The organism is Streptococcus rubneri, assembly GCF_004785935.1.
In the GTDB taxonomy this organism is placed as follows: domain Bacteria; phylum Bacillota; class Bacilli; order Lactobacillales; family Streptococcaceae; genus Streptococcus; species Streptococcus rubneri.
This window is the reverse complement of record NZ_SRRP01000002.1, coordinates 116,432-132,592: the sequence shown is the minus strand read 5'-3', so window position 1 is coordinate 132,592 and position 16,161 is coordinate 116,432. Positions and strand designations below refer to the sequence as shown.

Annotated in this window: 14 protein-coding genes; 4 read left to right on the top strand and 10 right to left on the bottom strand. The window is 40.3% G+C overall.

Annotated elements, in window-relative coordinates; genetic code table 11:
• Positions 1–132: 132 nt before the first annotated feature.
• From E5S68_RS08835 to E5S68_RS08810, 6 genes are all read right to left on the bottom strand, one after another.
• Positions 133–846 carry a MerR family transcriptional regulator gene (locus E5S68_RS08835; protein ID WP_135783226.1) on the bottom strand — a complete coding sequence of 238 codons (714 nt, stop codon included), beginning with the start codon at positions 844–846 and terminating at the stop codon, positions 133–135.
• 124 nt (positions 847–970) lie between these two features.
• Complete coding sequence (leuS, locus tag E5S68_RS08830) at positions 971–3,472, bottom strand: leucine--tRNA ligase (protein WP_135783225.1); 2,502 nt, start codon at positions 3,470–3,472, stop codon at positions 971–973.
• A 284-nt stretch (positions 3,473–3,756) separates the two neighbouring features.
• Positions 3,757–5,739 (bottom strand): peptide ABC transporter substrate-binding protein, encoded by a 1,983-nt coding sequence (locus E5S68_RS08825; RefSeq protein ID WP_135783224.1) that lies wholly within the window; start codon positions 5,737–5,739, stop codon positions 3,757–3,759.
• Positions 5,740–5,930: 191 nt separating this feature from the next.
• Positions 5,931–6,605, bottom strand: a complete 675-nt coding sequence (locus E5S68_RS08820) for a CPBP family intramembrane glutamic endopeptidase (protein ID WP_135783223.1) — start codon at positions 6,603–6,605, stop codon at positions 5,931–5,933.
• An 18-nt stretch (positions 6,606–6,623) separates the two neighbouring features.
• Positions 6,624–6,845 (bottom strand): hypothetical protein, encoded by a 222-nt coding sequence (locus E5S68_RS08815; protein ID WP_135783222.1) that lies wholly within the window; start codon positions 6,843–6,845, stop codon positions 6,624–6,626.
• Positions 6,846–6,906: 61 nt separating this feature from the next.
• Positions 6,907–7,047 carry a bacteriocin gene (locus tag E5S68_RS08810; RefSeq protein ID WP_135783221.1) on the bottom strand — a complete coding sequence of 47 codons (141 nt, stop codon included), beginning with the start codon at positions 7,045–7,047 and terminating at the stop codon, positions 6,907–6,909.
• A gap of 287 nt (positions 7,048–7,334) precedes the next feature.
• Here E5S68_RS08810 and E5S68_RS08805 point away from each other — a divergent pair, with 287 nt between their 5' ends.
• The 4 genes from E5S68_RS08805 (at position 7,335) to E5S68_RS08790 (ending at position 10,288) form a co-directional block, all read left to right on the top strand.
• Positions 7,335–8,258 carry a helix-turn-helix domain-containing protein gene (locus E5S68_RS08805; protein ID WP_135783220.1) on the top strand — a complete coding sequence of 308 codons (924 nt, stop codon included), beginning with the start codon at positions 7,335–7,337 and terminating at the stop codon, positions 8,256–8,258.
• A gap of 230 nt (positions 8,259–8,488) precedes the next feature.
• Positions 8,489–8,719, top strand: a complete 231-nt coding sequence (locus E5S68_RS08800) for a hypothetical protein (protein ID WP_135783219.1) — start codon at positions 8,489–8,491, stop codon at positions 8,717–8,719.
• Complete coding sequence (locus tag E5S68_RS08795) at positions 8,716–9,549, top strand: ABC transporter ATP-binding protein (RefSeq protein ID WP_135783218.1); 834 nt, start codon at positions 8,716–8,718, stop codon at positions 9,547–9,549. Before E5S68_RS08800 ends, E5S68_RS08795 begins: the two co-directional genes overlap by 4 nt.
• The gene (locus E5S68_RS08790; RefSeq protein WP_135783217.1) at positions 9,542–10,288 is read left to right on the top strand and encodes an ABC transporter permease; all 747 of its coding nucleotides are present in this window, start codon (positions 9,542–9,544) and stop codon (positions 10,286–10,288) included. The genes E5S68_RS08795 and E5S68_RS08790 overlap by 8 nt, the downstream gene beginning before the upstream one ends.
• Before the next feature lie 191 nt (positions 10,289–10,479).
• Here the strand turns inward: E5S68_RS08790 and E5S68_RS08785 are convergent, their stop codons facing one another.
• The 4 genes from E5S68_RS08785 to E5S68_RS08770 form a co-directional block, all read right to left on the bottom strand.
• Positions 10,480–11,571 carry a glycerol dehydrogenase gene (locus E5S68_RS08785; RefSeq protein WP_048788743.1) on the bottom strand — a complete coding sequence of 364 codons (1,092 nt, stop codon included), beginning with the start codon at positions 11,569–11,571 and terminating at the stop codon, positions 10,480–10,482.
• Between the two features lie 14 nt (positions 11,572–11,585).
• Positions 11,586–12,254 carry a fructose-6-phosphate aldolase gene (locus E5S68_RS08780; protein ID WP_135783216.1) on the bottom strand — a complete coding sequence of 223 codons (669 nt, stop codon included), beginning with the start codon at positions 12,252–12,254 and terminating at the stop codon, positions 11,586–11,588.
• Between the two features lie 15 nt (positions 12,255–12,269).
• Entirely contained in the window at positions 12,270–14,708 is a 2,439-nt protein-coding gene (locus E5S68_RS08775; protein ID WP_135783215.1) for a glycyl radical protein, read from the bottom strand.
• Positions 14,709–14,849: 141 nt separating this feature from the next.
• The gene (locus E5S68_RS08770; protein ID WP_135783214.1) at positions 14,850–16,151 is read right to left on the bottom strand and encodes a PTS sugar transporter subunit IIC; all 1,302 of its coding nucleotides are present in this window, start codon (positions 16,149–16,151) and stop codon (positions 14,850–14,852) included.
• Positions 16,152–16,161 lie beyond the last annotated feature (10 nt).

Below are 16,161 nucleotides of genomic sequence, written 5' to 3'. Positions count from 1 at the left end.
AATTTCAACTGTTTTTTTATTTGACCTCGTGCTTTTCTTTTATTTTCAGATCGATCATCGATTGAAAAGGGCTAATCCTCGTTTGCTCTTACTTCACATCTTTGAGCGAGCAGCCATTGTCGACTCCTCTTTTTATGGCTGGCAATAGATCGAAATGGCTTTGGCGACAAAGGCTGCTGTCCCAGTGCCACCTGCCTGATCAATAAAACTTGTAAAGCGATTATCCTCTGTGTACATCTGCCCTAATCCCGCAAGAATCGTTCGATTGCACGGATAAAAGTGTTCGCTAATATAGTCCTGCAAGACCTTGACTTGATCTTGAGCTTCTTGCACACTCGCTTCTCCATGGCGCAACGCTCCAAAAGCTTGCATGATTTCAGTCATTTCCTTTGTAACAGCAGGAAAACCAGTTTCTCCCTTAGCCTCAAAAGTCTGATAAGCCTCTGTCTGCCCCCATCTAGCCTGGGCTTCCTGCTGGAATTCTTCCAAGGTTTTTTGATCGAATGCTTCAAATGACATTTCTTCTTCCTCCATTTGTAAGGCTTTGGCATGAGAAATGATTGCCTCTAGGCGGGACTTTTTCAACTCCAAGAGCTGAATCTGGTCCTTCAATGCCTGGGCTTTATCATATCCATCCTGACTTACAAGTTCCTTAATTTGTTTTAGAGGGAAGTCCAACTCACGATAGAGCAAAATTTCCTGCAAACGGATGATCGCATCGCGATTATAGTAACGATAGCCGTTTTCAGCAACCATTGACGGCTTCAGCAAATCAATCTCATCATAATAATGAAGGGTGCGCACACTGACCCCGGACAACTGGCTGACTTCTTTTACAGATTTCATTGGAACTCCTCTCTGATAAACAGTATAAGCTATGACGTGACGTGAGAGTCAAGGGAGAAAATCAACTTTTTTCAAGAAATAGCTAAAAAGTCTTCAAGGGAACACCTTGAAGAACTTTTTAACTTTATTTCGTTACGATATTTACAAGCTTATTTGGTACACTAATCACTTTCACGATGTCTTTGCCATCAATTTCTGCTTTGACTTTTTCGTCAGCCAGAGCAACTTCTTGCAATTCTTCGCGTGATAGATCTTTTGCGACCATGAGTTTAGCACGGACTTTTCCTTTGATTTGGACGACAATTTCGATTTCGTCTTCAACCAATTTGCTTTCGTCCCAAGTTGGCCAAGCCACGTAAGAGATAGACTCGCCAGTTGCTGCGACTGTTTGCCAGAGTTCTTCTGCCAAGTGAGGGGCAAATGGAGCGATCAATTGGATAAAGCCTTTGGCGTAGTCCACATAGAGTTTGTCTTCTTTGTTAGCAGCATTAACAAAGACCATAAGTTGGGCAATGGCTGTGTTGAACTTCATCGACTCGATTTGCTCTGTGACAGCCTTAACGGTTTCGTTGTAAACCTTGTCTAGAGCGCCATTATTTTCCGCATCGATTTCTTTACTTGTGATCAAACGGTAAACACGGTCAAGGAATTTACGGCTTCCTTCCAAGCCTTCTTCAGACCAAGCGATAGAAGCATCGAGTGGTCCCATGAACATTTCATAGACACGAAGGGTATCGGCACCGTATTGTTCCACCACATCGTCTGGGTTCACCACGTTCTTGAGGGATTTAGACATCTTGGCTGGTGCTTGCTCCAATTCTTCTCCTGTTTCCACATGGAAGAAGGAACCGTCACGTTTTTCAACCTTGTCAGTCGCTACAAGAGCACCACGGTGGTCACGGTAGCTAGTTCCCAGGATCATTCCTTGGTTAAAGAGTTTTTGGAACGGTTCTTTGGTTGGAACAACACCGATATCATAGAGGAATTTATGCCAGAAACGAGCGTAAAGCAAGTGAAGCACGGCGTGTTCTGCACCACCCACGTAGATATCTACTGGCAACCATTGTTTGAGGAGGTCCTCATCAGCCAATTTTTCTGTGTTGTGTGGGTCGATATAGCGGAGGTAGTACCAGCTTGAACCTGCCCATTGTGGCATGGTGTTGGTCTCACGACGACCTTTGACGCCATCTTCACGAGTCACTTCCAGCCAGTCGGTCAAGTTAGCCAATGGGCTTTCACCAGTACCTGAAGGGCGAATGTCCTTAGTAACTGGCAAGACAAGTGGCAATTCATTTTCAGGAACAGCTGTTGAAGTCCCATCTTCCCAATGAATGATTGGGATTGGTTCACCCCAGTAACGTTGACGGCTAAAGAGCCAGTCGCGGAGACGGTAAGTTACTTTCTCCTGACCACAGCCTGCTTCTTCTAACCAAGCGACAATCTTGGCAATCGCTTCTTCTTTGTTAAGACCGTTCAAGAAGTCTGAGTTGACGTGAAGGCCATCCTCTGTGTAAGCAGCCTCTTCAACGTTTCCACCTTCCAGCACTTCTACGATTGGAAGACCAAACTGGTTAGCAAATTCCCAGTCACGTTGGTCGTGGGCAGGTACAGCCATAACAGCACCTGTACCATAGCTAGACAAAACGTAGTCAGCAATCCAGATTGGGATTTCTTTACCATTGACAGGGTTGATCGCATAAGCACCGGTCCAAACCCCTGTTTTTTCCTTAGCAAGGTCAGTACGAGCTAAGTCTGATTTAAGGCTGGCTTGGTGTTTGTAGTCAGCCACAGCTTGAGCCTGCTCTGGGCTTGTGATGGCATCTACCAAGTCATGCTCAGGAGCTAAGACAGTGAAAGTCGCACCAAAAAGGGTGTCTGGACGTGTCGTAAAGACGGTGAATTCCTTGTCAGTTCCTTTGACTTTAAAGGTGACATTGGCACCAGTTGATTTACCAATCCAGTTACGTTGCATGTCCTTGATAGACTCTGGCCAATCTAGGTCATCCAAGTCAGTCAGCAAGCGCTCTGCATAGGCCGTGATTTTAAGCATCCATTGGCGCATTGGTTTGCGGACAACTGGATAACCTCCACGCTCAGAAGTTCCGTCAGGAAGGACTTCTTCGTTGGCGATGGCTGTTCCGAGTTCCTCAACCCAGTTCACTGGTACTTCCGCTTCATAGGCCAAGCCTTTTTCGTACAGCTTAGTGAAAATCCATTGCGTCCACTTGTAGTAGTTTGGATCTGTCGTGTTTACTTCACGGTCCCAGTCGTAAGAGAAGCCAAGGGCGTTGATTTGGCGTTTGAAGTTGGCAATGTTTTCCGCTGTAAAGTCAGCTGGATCATTACCAGTATCCATAGCATATTGCTCTGCTGGCAAACCAAAAGCATCCCACCCCATTGGATGAAGGACGTTATAGCCTTGGGCACGTTTGAAACGGCTAAGGATATCTGTCGCTGTATAGCCTTCTGGGTGCCCTACGTGCAGACCCGCTCCAGATGGGTAAGGGAACATATCAAGCGCATAAAACTTTGGTTTTGAGGCATCTGTTCCTGTCTTAAAGGTATGATGGTCAGCCCAGTATTTTTGCCACTTAGGCTCGATTTCTTTATGATTGTAAAAACTCATGCTGTCTCTCCAATTTTCGTGATGCTCCTATTATACCATTTTTAGGGGATTTTTAAAGGTTCTATCCACCAAAAAGAGGCTGGGACAAAAGCCCTAGCCTCTAAATTGTCTTTGGATTATCGAGCAAGACGCAGTGGTTGAGTAGACTCTACTAGGCTGATTTCATCAGCTTATACAGCCCTACTCAACTGTGCAGAGGTGGGACGACGAAATCGAAGTCTAACGAATGACCGATTTCTGTCCCACTCTCTTCCCTGTTCAGTATACAATCGCTCTTAAAGCTCCTAGTCCTCTACGTGACTTTCTAGTTCTTTTTGAGCTTTCTTATTAGATTCTTCTTTTTCTTTCTTCCATTGTTCACGCGCTTCATCGTACTCCTTGCTTGTCAAGACTTTGTCTTGCAATTCCAAGTACTTGTAGTTGAAGGTTTGACCCTTGTGTCCTGTCCACGCAAAGGCAGCTGTGTATGGAACTGTCTTACGAACACCTGGTGATGCACCATCTGAATGAATCGGAATCAAGAGGGCACTATCTGTCAACCAAGCCTGAGCCTTGGCATATTTTGCATAGCGGTCGTTGATATCTTTGGTTTCATTGTGCGCGTCTTCGATCAATTGATCGTATTCATCAAAACCAGCTTCTTTAGCAGCTGCGTTATTCGTTCCCGCATCAAATCCAAAGTAGGAATTGGCATTTTCACCATTCTTAGAGCTTGTGATATCTAAGTAAGAAGATGGATCGGTATAGTCTGGTCCCCAACCTAAGTTGTTGTTCAAATCCCAGTCTTGTTGGGAGGCATTTTCAGCAAAGTAGGTCACTCGATTAAGATCGTCCTCAGATACCATGTTCAAGTCGATGACGACATTTTCTGCTCCTAGGGTAGATTCGATCGACTGTTTAAAGGATTGAGCTTGCTTGACTCCTTCTGTATAGGTTGATGAAACAGGGAGGTCCAAATGAATCGGGAACTCAACCCCTTGGCCTTGAAGGGCTTCTTTAGCTTTGGCAAACTCTTCCTTGGCCTTGGTTGGATTGTAAAGGGTATCTTTTCCATCTTCGACAGAAACACCTTTCCATTCGTCACCATATTCTTCTAAGTTTTTCTCTACAGACTCACCGAAATCTTTGCCATCGATTTGAACAAAGTTTGGAGGAGTGAAGGTGTTGCGGATGACCTTGTCTGCAGATGCTTCCCCGTTGGCTTGCGCTACATAGGCCTTGCGGTTGAAGGCAAACATAATGGCTTGACGGAAGTCTTTATTCAAGATTGCTTTCTTGGTTGAGCTCTTTTGAGCATCTGTCGTTTTCGTCGTAATCTCATAAGCTTGACGGTCAATGTTGAAGGACAAGTTGTAAGTAGAGGATCCTTGGTCACTGAAGACAATGTCATCTTTGTGTTTCTTCTCTACACTCTTATAGTTAGAGCCATTTGGGAAGACACGGGCAATGGTATAGTCTCCGTTATCAAATCCACGGATCAAAGATTCTGAATCTTGTCCATCATAATAGGTCAGCTTAACCTTAGAAATTTTTACATTATCAGCATCCCAATAGGTTGGGTTCTTTTCAAGCGTCACAACAGATTTAGATGTGATGGCTTTAATCAAATAAGGACCACAATAAAGAATACTAGAAGGGTTCGTACCTTGACCGTAGTCATCTCCCTTAGAATCTAAGAATTCTTTATTGACTGGCATCAAAATGCCCATGGTCGTTTTTGAATTCCAGAAACTTTCTGGTTGGTTCAAGGTGTATTGAACAGTATAGTCATCGACAGCTTTGACACCAACTGTTGAGAAGTCTTTGGTTTTCCCTGAGACATAATCATCCAACCCTTTGATAGATTGTTGGACGAGATAGAGGGCCGAAGATTTCTTGTCCGCTGCGTGCTGAAGCCCCGTCACAAAGTCTTGGGCCTTAACTTCTCCGAATTCTTCCCCTTCAGCAGTCAGCCATTTGACCCCTTTACGAAGTTTATAGGTATAGGTCAGACCATCTTTTGAAACAGTCCAATCCTTAGCAAGAGATGGGATTAAGTTGCCGTATTTGTCAACTTCTAACAAGCCATCCACAGCATTACCTGTAAATTCTGAGGTCGACTTCTTATTAGAGAGTGAATAATCCAAAGTATCCGGATCTTGAGTATAGACATAACTAAAGACCTGGTTGTCCGAACTTGAAGATTTCCCTCCTTGTGAGCAGGCTACCAGTGCGCTTACAGACAAGAGTAGAGCGCCGGTGGCTAAGAGTAGCTTCCCTTTTTTCATATGGATCACCTCTGTTAAAAATTATTGCTATCATAATAAATTATAGCACTTTTTAGAAAAATGTAAACGCTTAACTGTATAATATTTCAAAACTTAGGACATAATCATGATTTTTGACTGGATACAAAAAAGCAGTGCCTACTGCTTTTTTGTGATGATGGATCATTAGCCCTGCTGTGACCTCCTCTTACTTAAATCCCACTGACCAGGAGGGATAAGAGGGTAAGGAAGCTATTCCAAGAGGCGTGCTGTAAGATGGACCAGTAAATCGATTTGGTATAGCGCAGGACCGCACAAAATAGCAAGCCCGGTACCAAGTAGACGATAAAGCTTGGCAAATCCCAGCCATATTGCCAAACATGAGAGAGACTAAATAAGGAGGCCGAAACAAGCATATCCAGCTTATACTTCTGATAAGGTGCCAAAGCCGTCATGACCAAATCACGAAAAACTAGCTCTTCCACAATGGGAGCCAGCAAGCAGGCATAGACATAACGTACCAACACCAAGGCCCAGCCTGACAAATCACTAGATATTTCTGCAAGGGCTATGGAATTCTTAGTGGGCGGAAATACCGCTGCAGAAAACAGTTCCCATAAAAAGTGAGCAAGAAAAACAAGCACAAAAACCGCAAAATAAGAAGCTTTAAAAGTAAATTTCCCGTACAAGTCCCAACGACGACTCTTTACCAAGAGCGTCACGGCTAACCCCCCAATCAATCCAATCAACAAGAGGAGCAAGCCATAGTAAGAGGCATCCGATAGGTGGCCCACTAAATCCGTTGGGAGCCCCTCGTTAAAAAGCGCAAAATTGATGCAGAGAATCCCTAGTGTCGCGAGTTGAAACGGTCTGTCTGTCTTTCTCATTGCATTCACCTTTCTATCTTACTTTCTTTTTCTACTAAATATTGGGGCAATTTGCATCAGCCAGCTAAAGCTGCCACCCGAAGGAGACATTCCTTGATTTCCCCAGCCCGGGTAAATTCCAGAGGTTCCCCAGCCACCGCCACCATATGTGAGTTCAGGACTTCTGGTCGGACGGATCATCCCTCCAACGGTTTGTTCAAGTTCATTTGTCGTCAATTCTGTTTCTGCATAGATTTTCATTTTTTCTCCTATTCTTTCTATCTAGATTTCAAAACACCATGATCAAGGTCGCTATCATGTCTTAAATACGAGCGAGCGGTGGTCGCTTCACAAAGCCAGGACGACCAATCTCAATCTTATCTGACTGACCCGAGCTAAGACTCGGGCGAGAACCCCCACCTCCTACAATCTGTGCCAATTCGTTTTGACTACATTCTGTCATTTCATCTCCTCCAATTTGTATTTGTAACGCTACCTCCTGAGTCTATCAAAGATTGGAGCCTTTGCCTTTTTATTCTTCTATACGGTTGCATTTTTCAGCTATGTGGGAGGGAAACACTATCCGAATGACAAAATCCTTTAAAAGCACTTCAAAGTCTCTAACTCATAAATAGGATATTCTAAACAGTTAGTTCATTTGGACCCTCGCAAAAATGACACAGAAATCCTTGAAAAAGAGAGCCTATTTCATGATATAATACTGATAGATATCAATTCTAGGAGTAGGATATGCCTATTGAAGATAAAGATGCCGCATTAAAATTGAAAATCGGTAACAATATTCGAGGAGCTCGTCTGAACCAACATATGACTCAAGCAGATGTTTGTGGAGATGAATCTGAATTAACTATTCGTCAACTTGCTCGTATTGAAAACGGTCAAGTATTAGTATCTCTTTCTAAATTAATGTTTTTATCTCAGAGATTAAATTGTCCAATAGAGGACATCATAGATGTAGACAAAATAGAAATACCCAAGCGGTATCTGGAATTAAAAAATAAATTAGTACGAGCTCATAGTTATGGTGACGAAAAACGTATTGGCATTTTAGAAGAAATGTTTGATGAAATATATGAGAATTTTTATGACAATCTACCAGAAGAAGAACAACTACTAATTGAAGTTTTACAAGTTCAATTAGATGTTTTTAGCAGTCGAGATGTTACGTATGGTTTGACATTGCTAGAGGAATATTTGCATCAAATTTTAAAGAAAAAAAAGTATAGTTATAATGATCTTCTAATAATCAATCTGTATTTCCTTTGTTGTGCTATTGGCTTAGAAGATAAAACTTATTTTGAAGAATTATCTAAAAAAGTTTTATTATATATTGATTATAGTGATAATGATCGTATCTATATACTTGAAAGAATATTGATAGGAATTTTAATACAAGTAAAAACAGAGGATTACTTAATTTATACCAAAGTTTTTCGAGAGATAACTGAGAGTACAAATAATTTTCAACATAAACCTGCTATATATGCTTTTGAAGCTAAATATTATTTGGAAGTAGAAAAAAATCATCATAAAGCAGAACAGTCCTATAATAAAGCCATTGAGTTTGCTAAGATGCTGAATGACCAGGTTCTAGTGAATAACTTGACCAAAGAGAAAGAACGAGATTTAGGTAGGAATGAATCAACTATATAAGCAAAGAGAAGTTTACGAACTTCTTTTTTTATTTTGTCCACTCGACTTATAAGTAAACAGACTTGACTCTGTCTATAACCCAGCCAATAGCTAACCTGACCTAGATGTCATGTTCTTTTTGTTTTCTTTGAACTACAATAGAAGCATCAAAAGAGAGCACACAAAGAAAGGAAAAATCTGATGACATTTGCTAACACATTAAATCTATTTTGTGATGGGATGATGTATCTATGAATAAAGATTTAACATACGAGATATCTTCTCATTTTATCGAACAAAAAAAGATTACCATCACAAACCAATCAAAAACAAGACGTCTCTGTAAGGTGATGGTCAATCATATACTTTTTAAAATTCTATTATTAGCTCCTAATGAAAAAGAGACATTGGTCTATGAAAAACCGGGAGGCATTGAAATAATTGAAATGACTGATTTAACAGAAAGCGAGGAAAACGAATGACTTCAATGGTTGTTGCAAGAAATATCGTGAAAACATTTGGCAGGAAGAGAGCCTTAAATTCTATTAACTTTGAGATTAGAGAGGGAGAGATTTTCGGATTTCTGGGACCATCCGGATCTGGAAAAACAACGATGATCAATATTCTTACTGGGCAACTACTACCAGACAGTGGAATTACTCAATTGTTAGGAAAAGATTCTCAGGATCTACATCCGACAGATTTAGAAAAAATTGGGATCGTTAGTGACCAAAGTGGGTTCTATGAAAAACTATCCTTAGAAAAAAATCTCCTTCTATATGCAAAGCTCTATGGCGTTAATTTGAATAGAGTAGATGAGTTACTTGATAAGGTAGGACTGTTAGCTAGCAAAAAGGTATTAGCAGAGCAATTATCTACTGGAATGAAACAACGGATGTTACTAGCTCGTGCTTTAATCAATCAACCTAAAATTCTATTTTTGGATGAGCCAACAAGTGGTTTGGACCCAACAACTTCAAAATCGATTCATGAGTTGTTAGTTCAATTAAAAGAAAGTGGGGCTACAATCTTTCTAACCACTCATGATATGAATGAAGCTACTTTATTATGTGATCATTTGGCCTTATTAAATAAAGGAAAACTCATTGAACAAGGTAGCCCAGCAGATATCATTCAAAAATATAACACAAATAAACGGATAAAAGTTATTTATAAAAATCGTGAAGAAAGAATCTTTGATTTTTCAGAATTATCGACATTAGCTACAAATGATCTTATTTCTATCCACTCATGTGAGCCAACTTTGGAAGAAATCTTTATAAGATTAACGGGGGAAAAATTAAATGTTTAATCGAATTAAAGCATTGGTATGGTTAAGAAACCAAACTATTATCGCAAATAAAAATTTACTGGTACAAGTGTTGATGCCCTACGGGTTACTAGTTCTCTATAAAAATTTCATGAATTTAGGGGAAGACAAAGGCCTTGACTTAATGTTCCTCTGCTTATCCACAGCAATTGCCATGTCTGTCGGCAGTACAGTTTCTACTATCATTGCTGAAGAAAAGGAAAAGAAGAATCTTAAAACGCTTTTACTAAGTGGTGTACGACCATATGAATATCTCATCTCAGTTTTAATACACCCAGCCATCATTACTATTTTGAATATGGTTTTGTTCCCTATTATTGCAGGTGCCGATCTTTCTAGAATTTATTTAGAGTATGGTTTGGTAGTCATGTTGACAGCTATGGCTGTTATTCTCATCAATCTATGTATTGCTGCAATTTCTTCGACACAATCAAAAGCTCAAATGAATGGTTTACCTATTATGTTGATTGTTGCAATGGGACCGAACTTGTCTCAAATGAATCCTGATATTGCCAATTTTATTAAATATACTTTTCTTGGAGCTTATACTGAATTATTCACAAAAACAGAGTTTAGTTTAACGAGTCATTCTTTTCAAGTATTAGTCGCTTGGATGATTGGTTTGTTCATTCTTACATCCTTGTCATTCAAGTTTCATAAACATTCAAAACCTCGAAATACCTTACTCAAAGAGCGTACTGTAAAAACGGAATGTGTTTAAACACAAAGAAAATTCCTATTTTACATACACCTTCTAAAATGACGATCGGATCCAACTTGTACTTCATTTAAACTATCTTATGACAGCTAAGCTCGATTTATCTCCCGAACTCTTAAATATTCGGATCACAGAAAACAAACAACCATCAAAAAAACCATCGCCAACAGACGATGGTTTCTATATTTCTTTGATTAGCCTAAGGACTTGACATAAGCATCAACTGCTACAATGGCTTGAGCAATATCAGATGCTTGGACCTTGAATGGCATTTGATGGATGGTTTCTCCTTCAATGGTTGCTTGTTGGCCAACCTTGAGAAGATCTTCGTAGCTTGCATTTTCAAGATGCATTTCTTTCAGAGTCGTTGGCATACCAATTTGTTGATAGAAACGAATGTATTTGTTCAATTCTTCTTTTGGTCGGTTTTCCAAGAACAATTGAACCAAGGTTCCATAGGCTACTTTTTCACCGTGAGTCAAATGATGGATGTCCCCAGTGAGGGCCGTAAAGCCATTATGGATGGCGTGAGCTGCTGCCAAGCCACCACTTTCAAACCCAATCCCACTGAGAAGGGTATTGGCTTCGATGATGTTTTCAAGAGCAGGCGTTACCACTTTAGCTTCACAAGCAGCCATGGCTTGGAGACCGTCTGCAAATAAGATTTCTTCACAACGTTGCGCAATCGCGACACCAGCTAGAGTTTGGTGTTTGCCTAGCATGGTTTTTCCGTTGGCTTGCATTACTGCACGCGCTTCAACCCAAGTCGCTAAGCCATCTGCGATACCAGAAGCAAGCAAACGTTTTGGTGCTTGAGAGATGACTTTACTATCTACCAAGACCAATTCTGGGTTTTTAGAATAGAAGATATAGCGAGCAAAGGCACCTTCATCCGTATAAATAACAGACAAGGCTGAAACCGGAGCATCCGTAGAGGCAATGGTTGGAGCAATGACGACTGGTGATTTTAAAAGATCAGCAATGGCTTTTGCACTGTCGATGGTCTTTCCTCCACCAAGTCCGATGACTAAGTCACAGCCATTTTCTTCTGCCAGACTGACCACACGATTGATTTCATTATCAGAAGCTTCACCGTTGAAGAACACTGGCAAGACTGTAAAGCCATACCGAAGGAGATACTTTTCAAAACGTTCCCCGACGATATCATAGACTACTGAATCACAGAGTAAAACGGGATGACTCCCCAGTTCTAAAATAGGTTTTGCATTTTCAAATAAAGCATTTTCACCTTGAATGTAACGGGATGGGCTTGCAAAATTTCTCATACACTCCTCCTTTATCAAATTGTATTCTTATGATGAACGGCTGACCAATCTGCCTCGAAGTCATCTACTGCTTTTGCAATAGAAGGCATTCCAAAAGCTGCTTCAAAGACATCTGCCCCTGCCGTAATTGCTTGTGTTCCTTCTTTAAATGCTCGATTAACTTGAGCCACATTTTTAAAGGAAGCTGCTAGAATTTTGCTTGATGAATGATTACGCTCTATGGCACTCGCTAACTGAGAAATAACCTGAGCTGAATCAATGTTTAAGTTTTCCATACGATTGTAATAAGGTGCTAAATAGTCGGCTCCTGCTTCAATAGCTAACAGTCCTTGAAAAACAGTATAGATTGCTGTTGCAGTAATTTTGTAACCCTCTGCTTTTAACACTTTAATTGCAGCAAGTCCTTCAGGTGTTACTGGAACTTTAATATAGGTATTTTCATCGCATTGTTCTCGAATTTCGGCCGCATCTTTTAAAATTCCTTCATAATCTTTTGCGACAACTTGAACATGGATGGAAGGAGATCCTCCGATGATTTCCCGCACCTTATGGATACGATCAAAAAAATCAATGTTCCCTTCTTTTTTAGCAATTGTTGGGTTCGAAGTTACCCCAGCAAGGGGTAACACTCGTGCCCATTTTTTTATCTCATCTAAATTTAAAGTATCAAGCATAAATTCCATATACATACCTCTTTACTATAGAGTATGCTCTGTCCGTCCAATAATATCATCTTGTGTTGCTCTTGATAGTACATTGAAGAAGGCTGAGTAGCCAGCAACACGTACAATTAAGTCACGGTGTTTTTCCGGATGTTTTTGAGCATCTAACAACGTTTCTCTAGAAACCACATTGTATTGAATATGGTATCCATGTAGACGATTAAAGAACGTACGGAGTAAAGCAATAAGTTTTAATTTATCTTCTTCTTTGGCTAAAGTTTGTGGGTTTACTTTTTGGTTCAGTAAAACACCACCAACAATTTCATCTGTTGGCAATTTAGAGACAGATTTTAGAACAGATGTTGGGCCATGTTGATCCATATTGTGGGATGGAGAACATCCTTCTGCAAGTGGAGTCCCGGCATTACGACCGTCCGGAGTAGCTAATGTTCCACGACCTTGTCCTACATTGGCTGAAATAGAAGATGTACCTGAGTAACGAATTCCTCCGATTGGCCCACGTCCATATCGAGTATTTGGATATTTAGCAATTTCATCCACATAAATATCGTATGCTTCTCGAACTAAGCTGTCCGCATAGTCATCATCGTTTCCATACTTCGGTGCATCATGGATAAGCATCTCTTGGATTTCTTTTCCACGTTCGCCCTCGTAATCGGTTTCCAGAGCATGCCATAGCTCTTGTGGCGTTAAGCGTCCTTCTTCGAATACCAGTTTCTTGATTGCTGCAAGTGAATCGGATAAGTTTGCAATACCCACTTGTAAACCAGAAATATAATCGTAGACAGCTCCACCTTCTTTTAGGTGTTTTCCACGTCCAATACAGTCATCTGTCAAAGCTGAACAGAGGATATCTGGCACTTCTCTTTCAAGAGATAGGTCGATAGAGTTTTCTACGATCACACTCATGCGGGTTAAGTGGCGCAAAGTCTTGTCCCAAGCAGTTTGCAATTCATCGAAGCTCTTCATGTCTTTAAAATGACCAAAGCTTGGTGCAAAGCGCTTGCCAGAAGCAGGATCGATTCCGTCATTCATCGTAATGAGCAAAACTTTAGGGAAGTTCATATAACTCATACCTGTACAGCGATATCCCCATTTACCTGGAACAGCTGTTTCTACACAACCAATTGCACTGTAATCATAAGCATCTTCTTCAAGAACACCTTTTGAAATAAAGGATGGAATAATAATCTCATCATTATTGAAAGCAGGCATACCAAATCCGAGCCTCATAACTTCAATACATTCGTTCATGAAGCGGGCATCCAGACCAGCATGATAACGAACAGTTAAGTTTGGTTGAGGAAGGTGAGTTTGAGCAACTGACTTCAACACCAAATAAGACAATAGGTTGACGGCATCTTTCTTATCACGTGTTTGACCACCAATCGTAACGTTTTGATAAAGCGGACTACCTGCAGATGAGAAGGTATGTGCTTGACTACGTACTTTGTTAATTGTAATAGTCTTGATCCAAAGGTTGGTCAAGCGTTCAACAATACTCTCTTCAGTTTCCCGTCCACTTTCCAAATCAGCTTTAACGTATGGATACATATATTGGTCAAAACGTCCATATGAAAGTGAGTGACCATTTGATTCAATTTGAAGAATACATTGGATAAACCAAACAGACTGAACAGCCTCTGCAAATGTACTTGCAGGCTCATATGGAACTTTTGAGCAAATCTCTGCAATTTCAAGCAATTCCTTCTTGCGTTCAGGAGTTGCTGTTTCAGCAAGTTGTTTAGCTAATTCTACAAATCGTTGGGCATAAGACTTCACTGCATCAACTACGATAAAGATAGAATCGTAAAAATGGTACTTATCAATGCTAGCTGGATCCGTTAGATCTAGGGCTGCTTTAGCTTGGCGAGCTCTTTCTTCAAAACCTTTCAAGCCATATTGCAATAATTTTTGATAATTGACTGCTAAGTGAGCATCTCCTGAATTCATCTTCCCTTCCATACCGAAGAATCCTGTTTCCATATAGACAGATACTTCTTCAGGTAGAAGAGCTCCAGCTCTTGCACGTAAGTTATTATTTTCCCAGAACGGTGCTATACTACGGAGCTGTTCTTTCGTTTCTTCCGTAATATAGAAGACATCACCATCCCGCTTTTCAAAAAGATCCAATTCCTTCAGAACGAACTCTAAAGTATATTCTGGGAAAATTGGAGCATCTTTATTAGAGGATGCTTGGTTTCCAGCAATCATGGATTCATCCTCAATATAGATTGTCATATTTTCAAGAATCTCTTTCAACATATAGGCACGTTTAAGAACATTTGGTTGTTCCTTATAACGATCATATGCCTTAGTTGCAAGAACAGCACGTTCAGCATCGATGTAAGGCTTCTTGTTTAAGACATCTTCACGATACTTATTCATGCGTTCAGTGAGGCTTCCAAAATATTCTGTTTTAATGCTTGTACTTGCTACTTCTACTTGTTTCATTTTTTCAAAACCTTTCTTTTGAAATTATTTTGTTTTCTTTCGTAACTATAGTAGCATTAAATTTTACGAATTTCAATGAATTATGGATTATACATATAAATTCTATTCTAGTCGCACATCTGTGCATACCTAATAAACGCACTATTTTTCAGCTTGTAATTCATTGTTATAGGCAAGATTATCTTGGAATTTAAAGAATGGGAAGTATACAACTGTCGAGGTCACAAGAACAAGTACTTGAACTACTGCTCCTTGCCAACCTCCAACCATAAATCCAGATATAATGGCTGGTGTACTCCAAGGAAGAGTCACACCTGAGAATGGATGCATAAATCCAATAGCAATTGATGCATAAACAATTATTGCAGCCAAAATTGGAACCAAAATAAATGGAAGGAACATAACTGGGTTCATTACGATTGGAAATCCAAATACGACGGGTTCATTGACATTAAAGATTGCAGGAAATGCTGCAACTTTCCCCAAAGCTTTATACTGTTTTGACTTAGCAGCAAATAGCATGGCAACAACCAACCCAAAGGTTATACCTGATCCGGACAAAATAAGGAAGCTATCTAAAAATTGTTGGGTAACAATGTGGGCACCATTTTCAACAGATAAATTCCCAGCCGCTAACATTGATTTATTTGCATCTAGGTTAGAAAGTAGCAAGGCTGTTACTACACCGTTGACAACTGATTGGCCATGAACACCAAACCACCACAAGAATGAAATAAAGAAAGCAATCCCAATCGCTCCGTAAAGTGATCCTGTGAGACCTTGTAGAGGAACCTGAATGACATCATAAATCATTTCAATAAAGGTACCGCCACTTGTCACTACTTTTGATACGATATAGACAATCATTGATAGTAAGAAAATCACGAAAGCAGGAATCATCGCTTCAAATTGTTTGGCAATGGCTTGAGGTACTTGTTCTGGCATTTTTATAACAATGTGTCTTTGGATAAACACAGTATAAATTGCACCAACTACCAGACCAATAATAATGGCCCCGATAATCCCTTGACCACCAAACCATACTTTTGCAATGGCATCGCCAATCGGTTCTCCCTTAGCTGGTACATAAGAAGATTTTAACAAGATAAAGAATGAAGACAGGGACAAAACTCCCGCTGGCAAGGGTTCTACTCCACTGTTCTTAGCGTAAGAATAACCAATGGAGAAGCAAGAAATTAGCCCCATGATAGCGAATGTTCCAGAATACACCTGCATAAAAGGTTCGATCCAATTATCCCCAAACACACTAGCAATGGCTTGATTAAGCCCTTCAAATGGTAATTGCCCAATAATTAAGAACAAACTACCAACTACTGTTAGTGGCAGTATTGCTAACATCCCATCTTTAAGAGCAATGATTCCTTTCATGTTTACAAATCGCATGATTGGAGCGATAATTTTCTGAGAATTAAAATTAGACATGAGAAGCCTC

Coding starts and splice junctions, on each gene's coding strand:
- E5S68_RS08835 (WP_135783226.1), bottom strand. CDS start 846: ATGAAATCTGTAAAAGAAGTCAGCCAGTTGTCCGGGGTCAGTGTGCGC.
- leuS (WP_135783225.1), bottom strand. CDS start 3,472: ATGAGTTTTTACAATCATAAAGAAATCGAGCCTAAGTGGCAAAAATAC.
- E5S68_RS08825 (WP_135783224.1), bottom strand. CDS start 5,739: ATGAAAAAAGGGAAGCTACTCTTAGCCACCGGCGCTCTACTCTTGTCT.
- E5S68_RS08820 (WP_135783223.1), bottom strand. CDS start 6,605: ATGAGAAAGACAGACAGACCGTTTCAACTCGCGACACTAGGGATTCTC.
- E5S68_RS08815 (WP_135783222.1), bottom strand. CDS start 6,845: ATGAAAATCTATGCAGAAACAGAATTGACGACAAATGAACTTGAACAA.
- E5S68_RS08810 (WP_135783221.1), bottom strand. CDS start 7,047: ATGACAGAATGTAGTCAAAACGAATTGGCACAGATTGTAGGAGGTGGG.
- E5S68_RS08805 (WP_135783220.1), top strand. CDS start 7,335: ATGCCTATTGAAGATAAAGATGCCGCATTAAAATTGAAAATCGGTAAC.
- E5S68_RS08800 (WP_135783219.1), top strand. CDS start 8,489: ATGAATAAAGATTTAACATACGAGATATCTTCTCATTTTATCGAACAA.
- E5S68_RS08795 (WP_135783218.1), top strand. CDS start 8,716: ATGACTTCAATGGTTGTTGCAAGAAATATCGTGAAAACATTTGGCAGG.
- E5S68_RS08790 (WP_135783217.1), top strand. CDS start 9,542: ATGTTTAATCGAATTAAAGCATTGGTATGGTTAAGAAACCAAACTATT.
- E5S68_RS08785 (WP_048788743.1), bottom strand. CDS start 11,571: ATGAGAAATTTTGCAAGCCCATCCCGTTACATTCAAGGTGAAAATGCT.
- E5S68_RS08780 (WP_135783216.1), bottom strand. CDS start 12,254: ATGGAATTTATGCTTGATACTTTAAATTTAGATGAGATAAAAAAATGG.
- E5S68_RS08775 (WP_135783215.1), bottom strand. CDS start 14,708: ATGAAACAAGTAGAAGTAGCAAGTACAAGCATTAAAACAGAATATTTT.
- E5S68_RS08770 (WP_135783214.1), bottom strand. CDS start 16,151: ATGTCTAATTTTAATTCTCAGAAAATTATCGCTCCAATCATGCGATTT.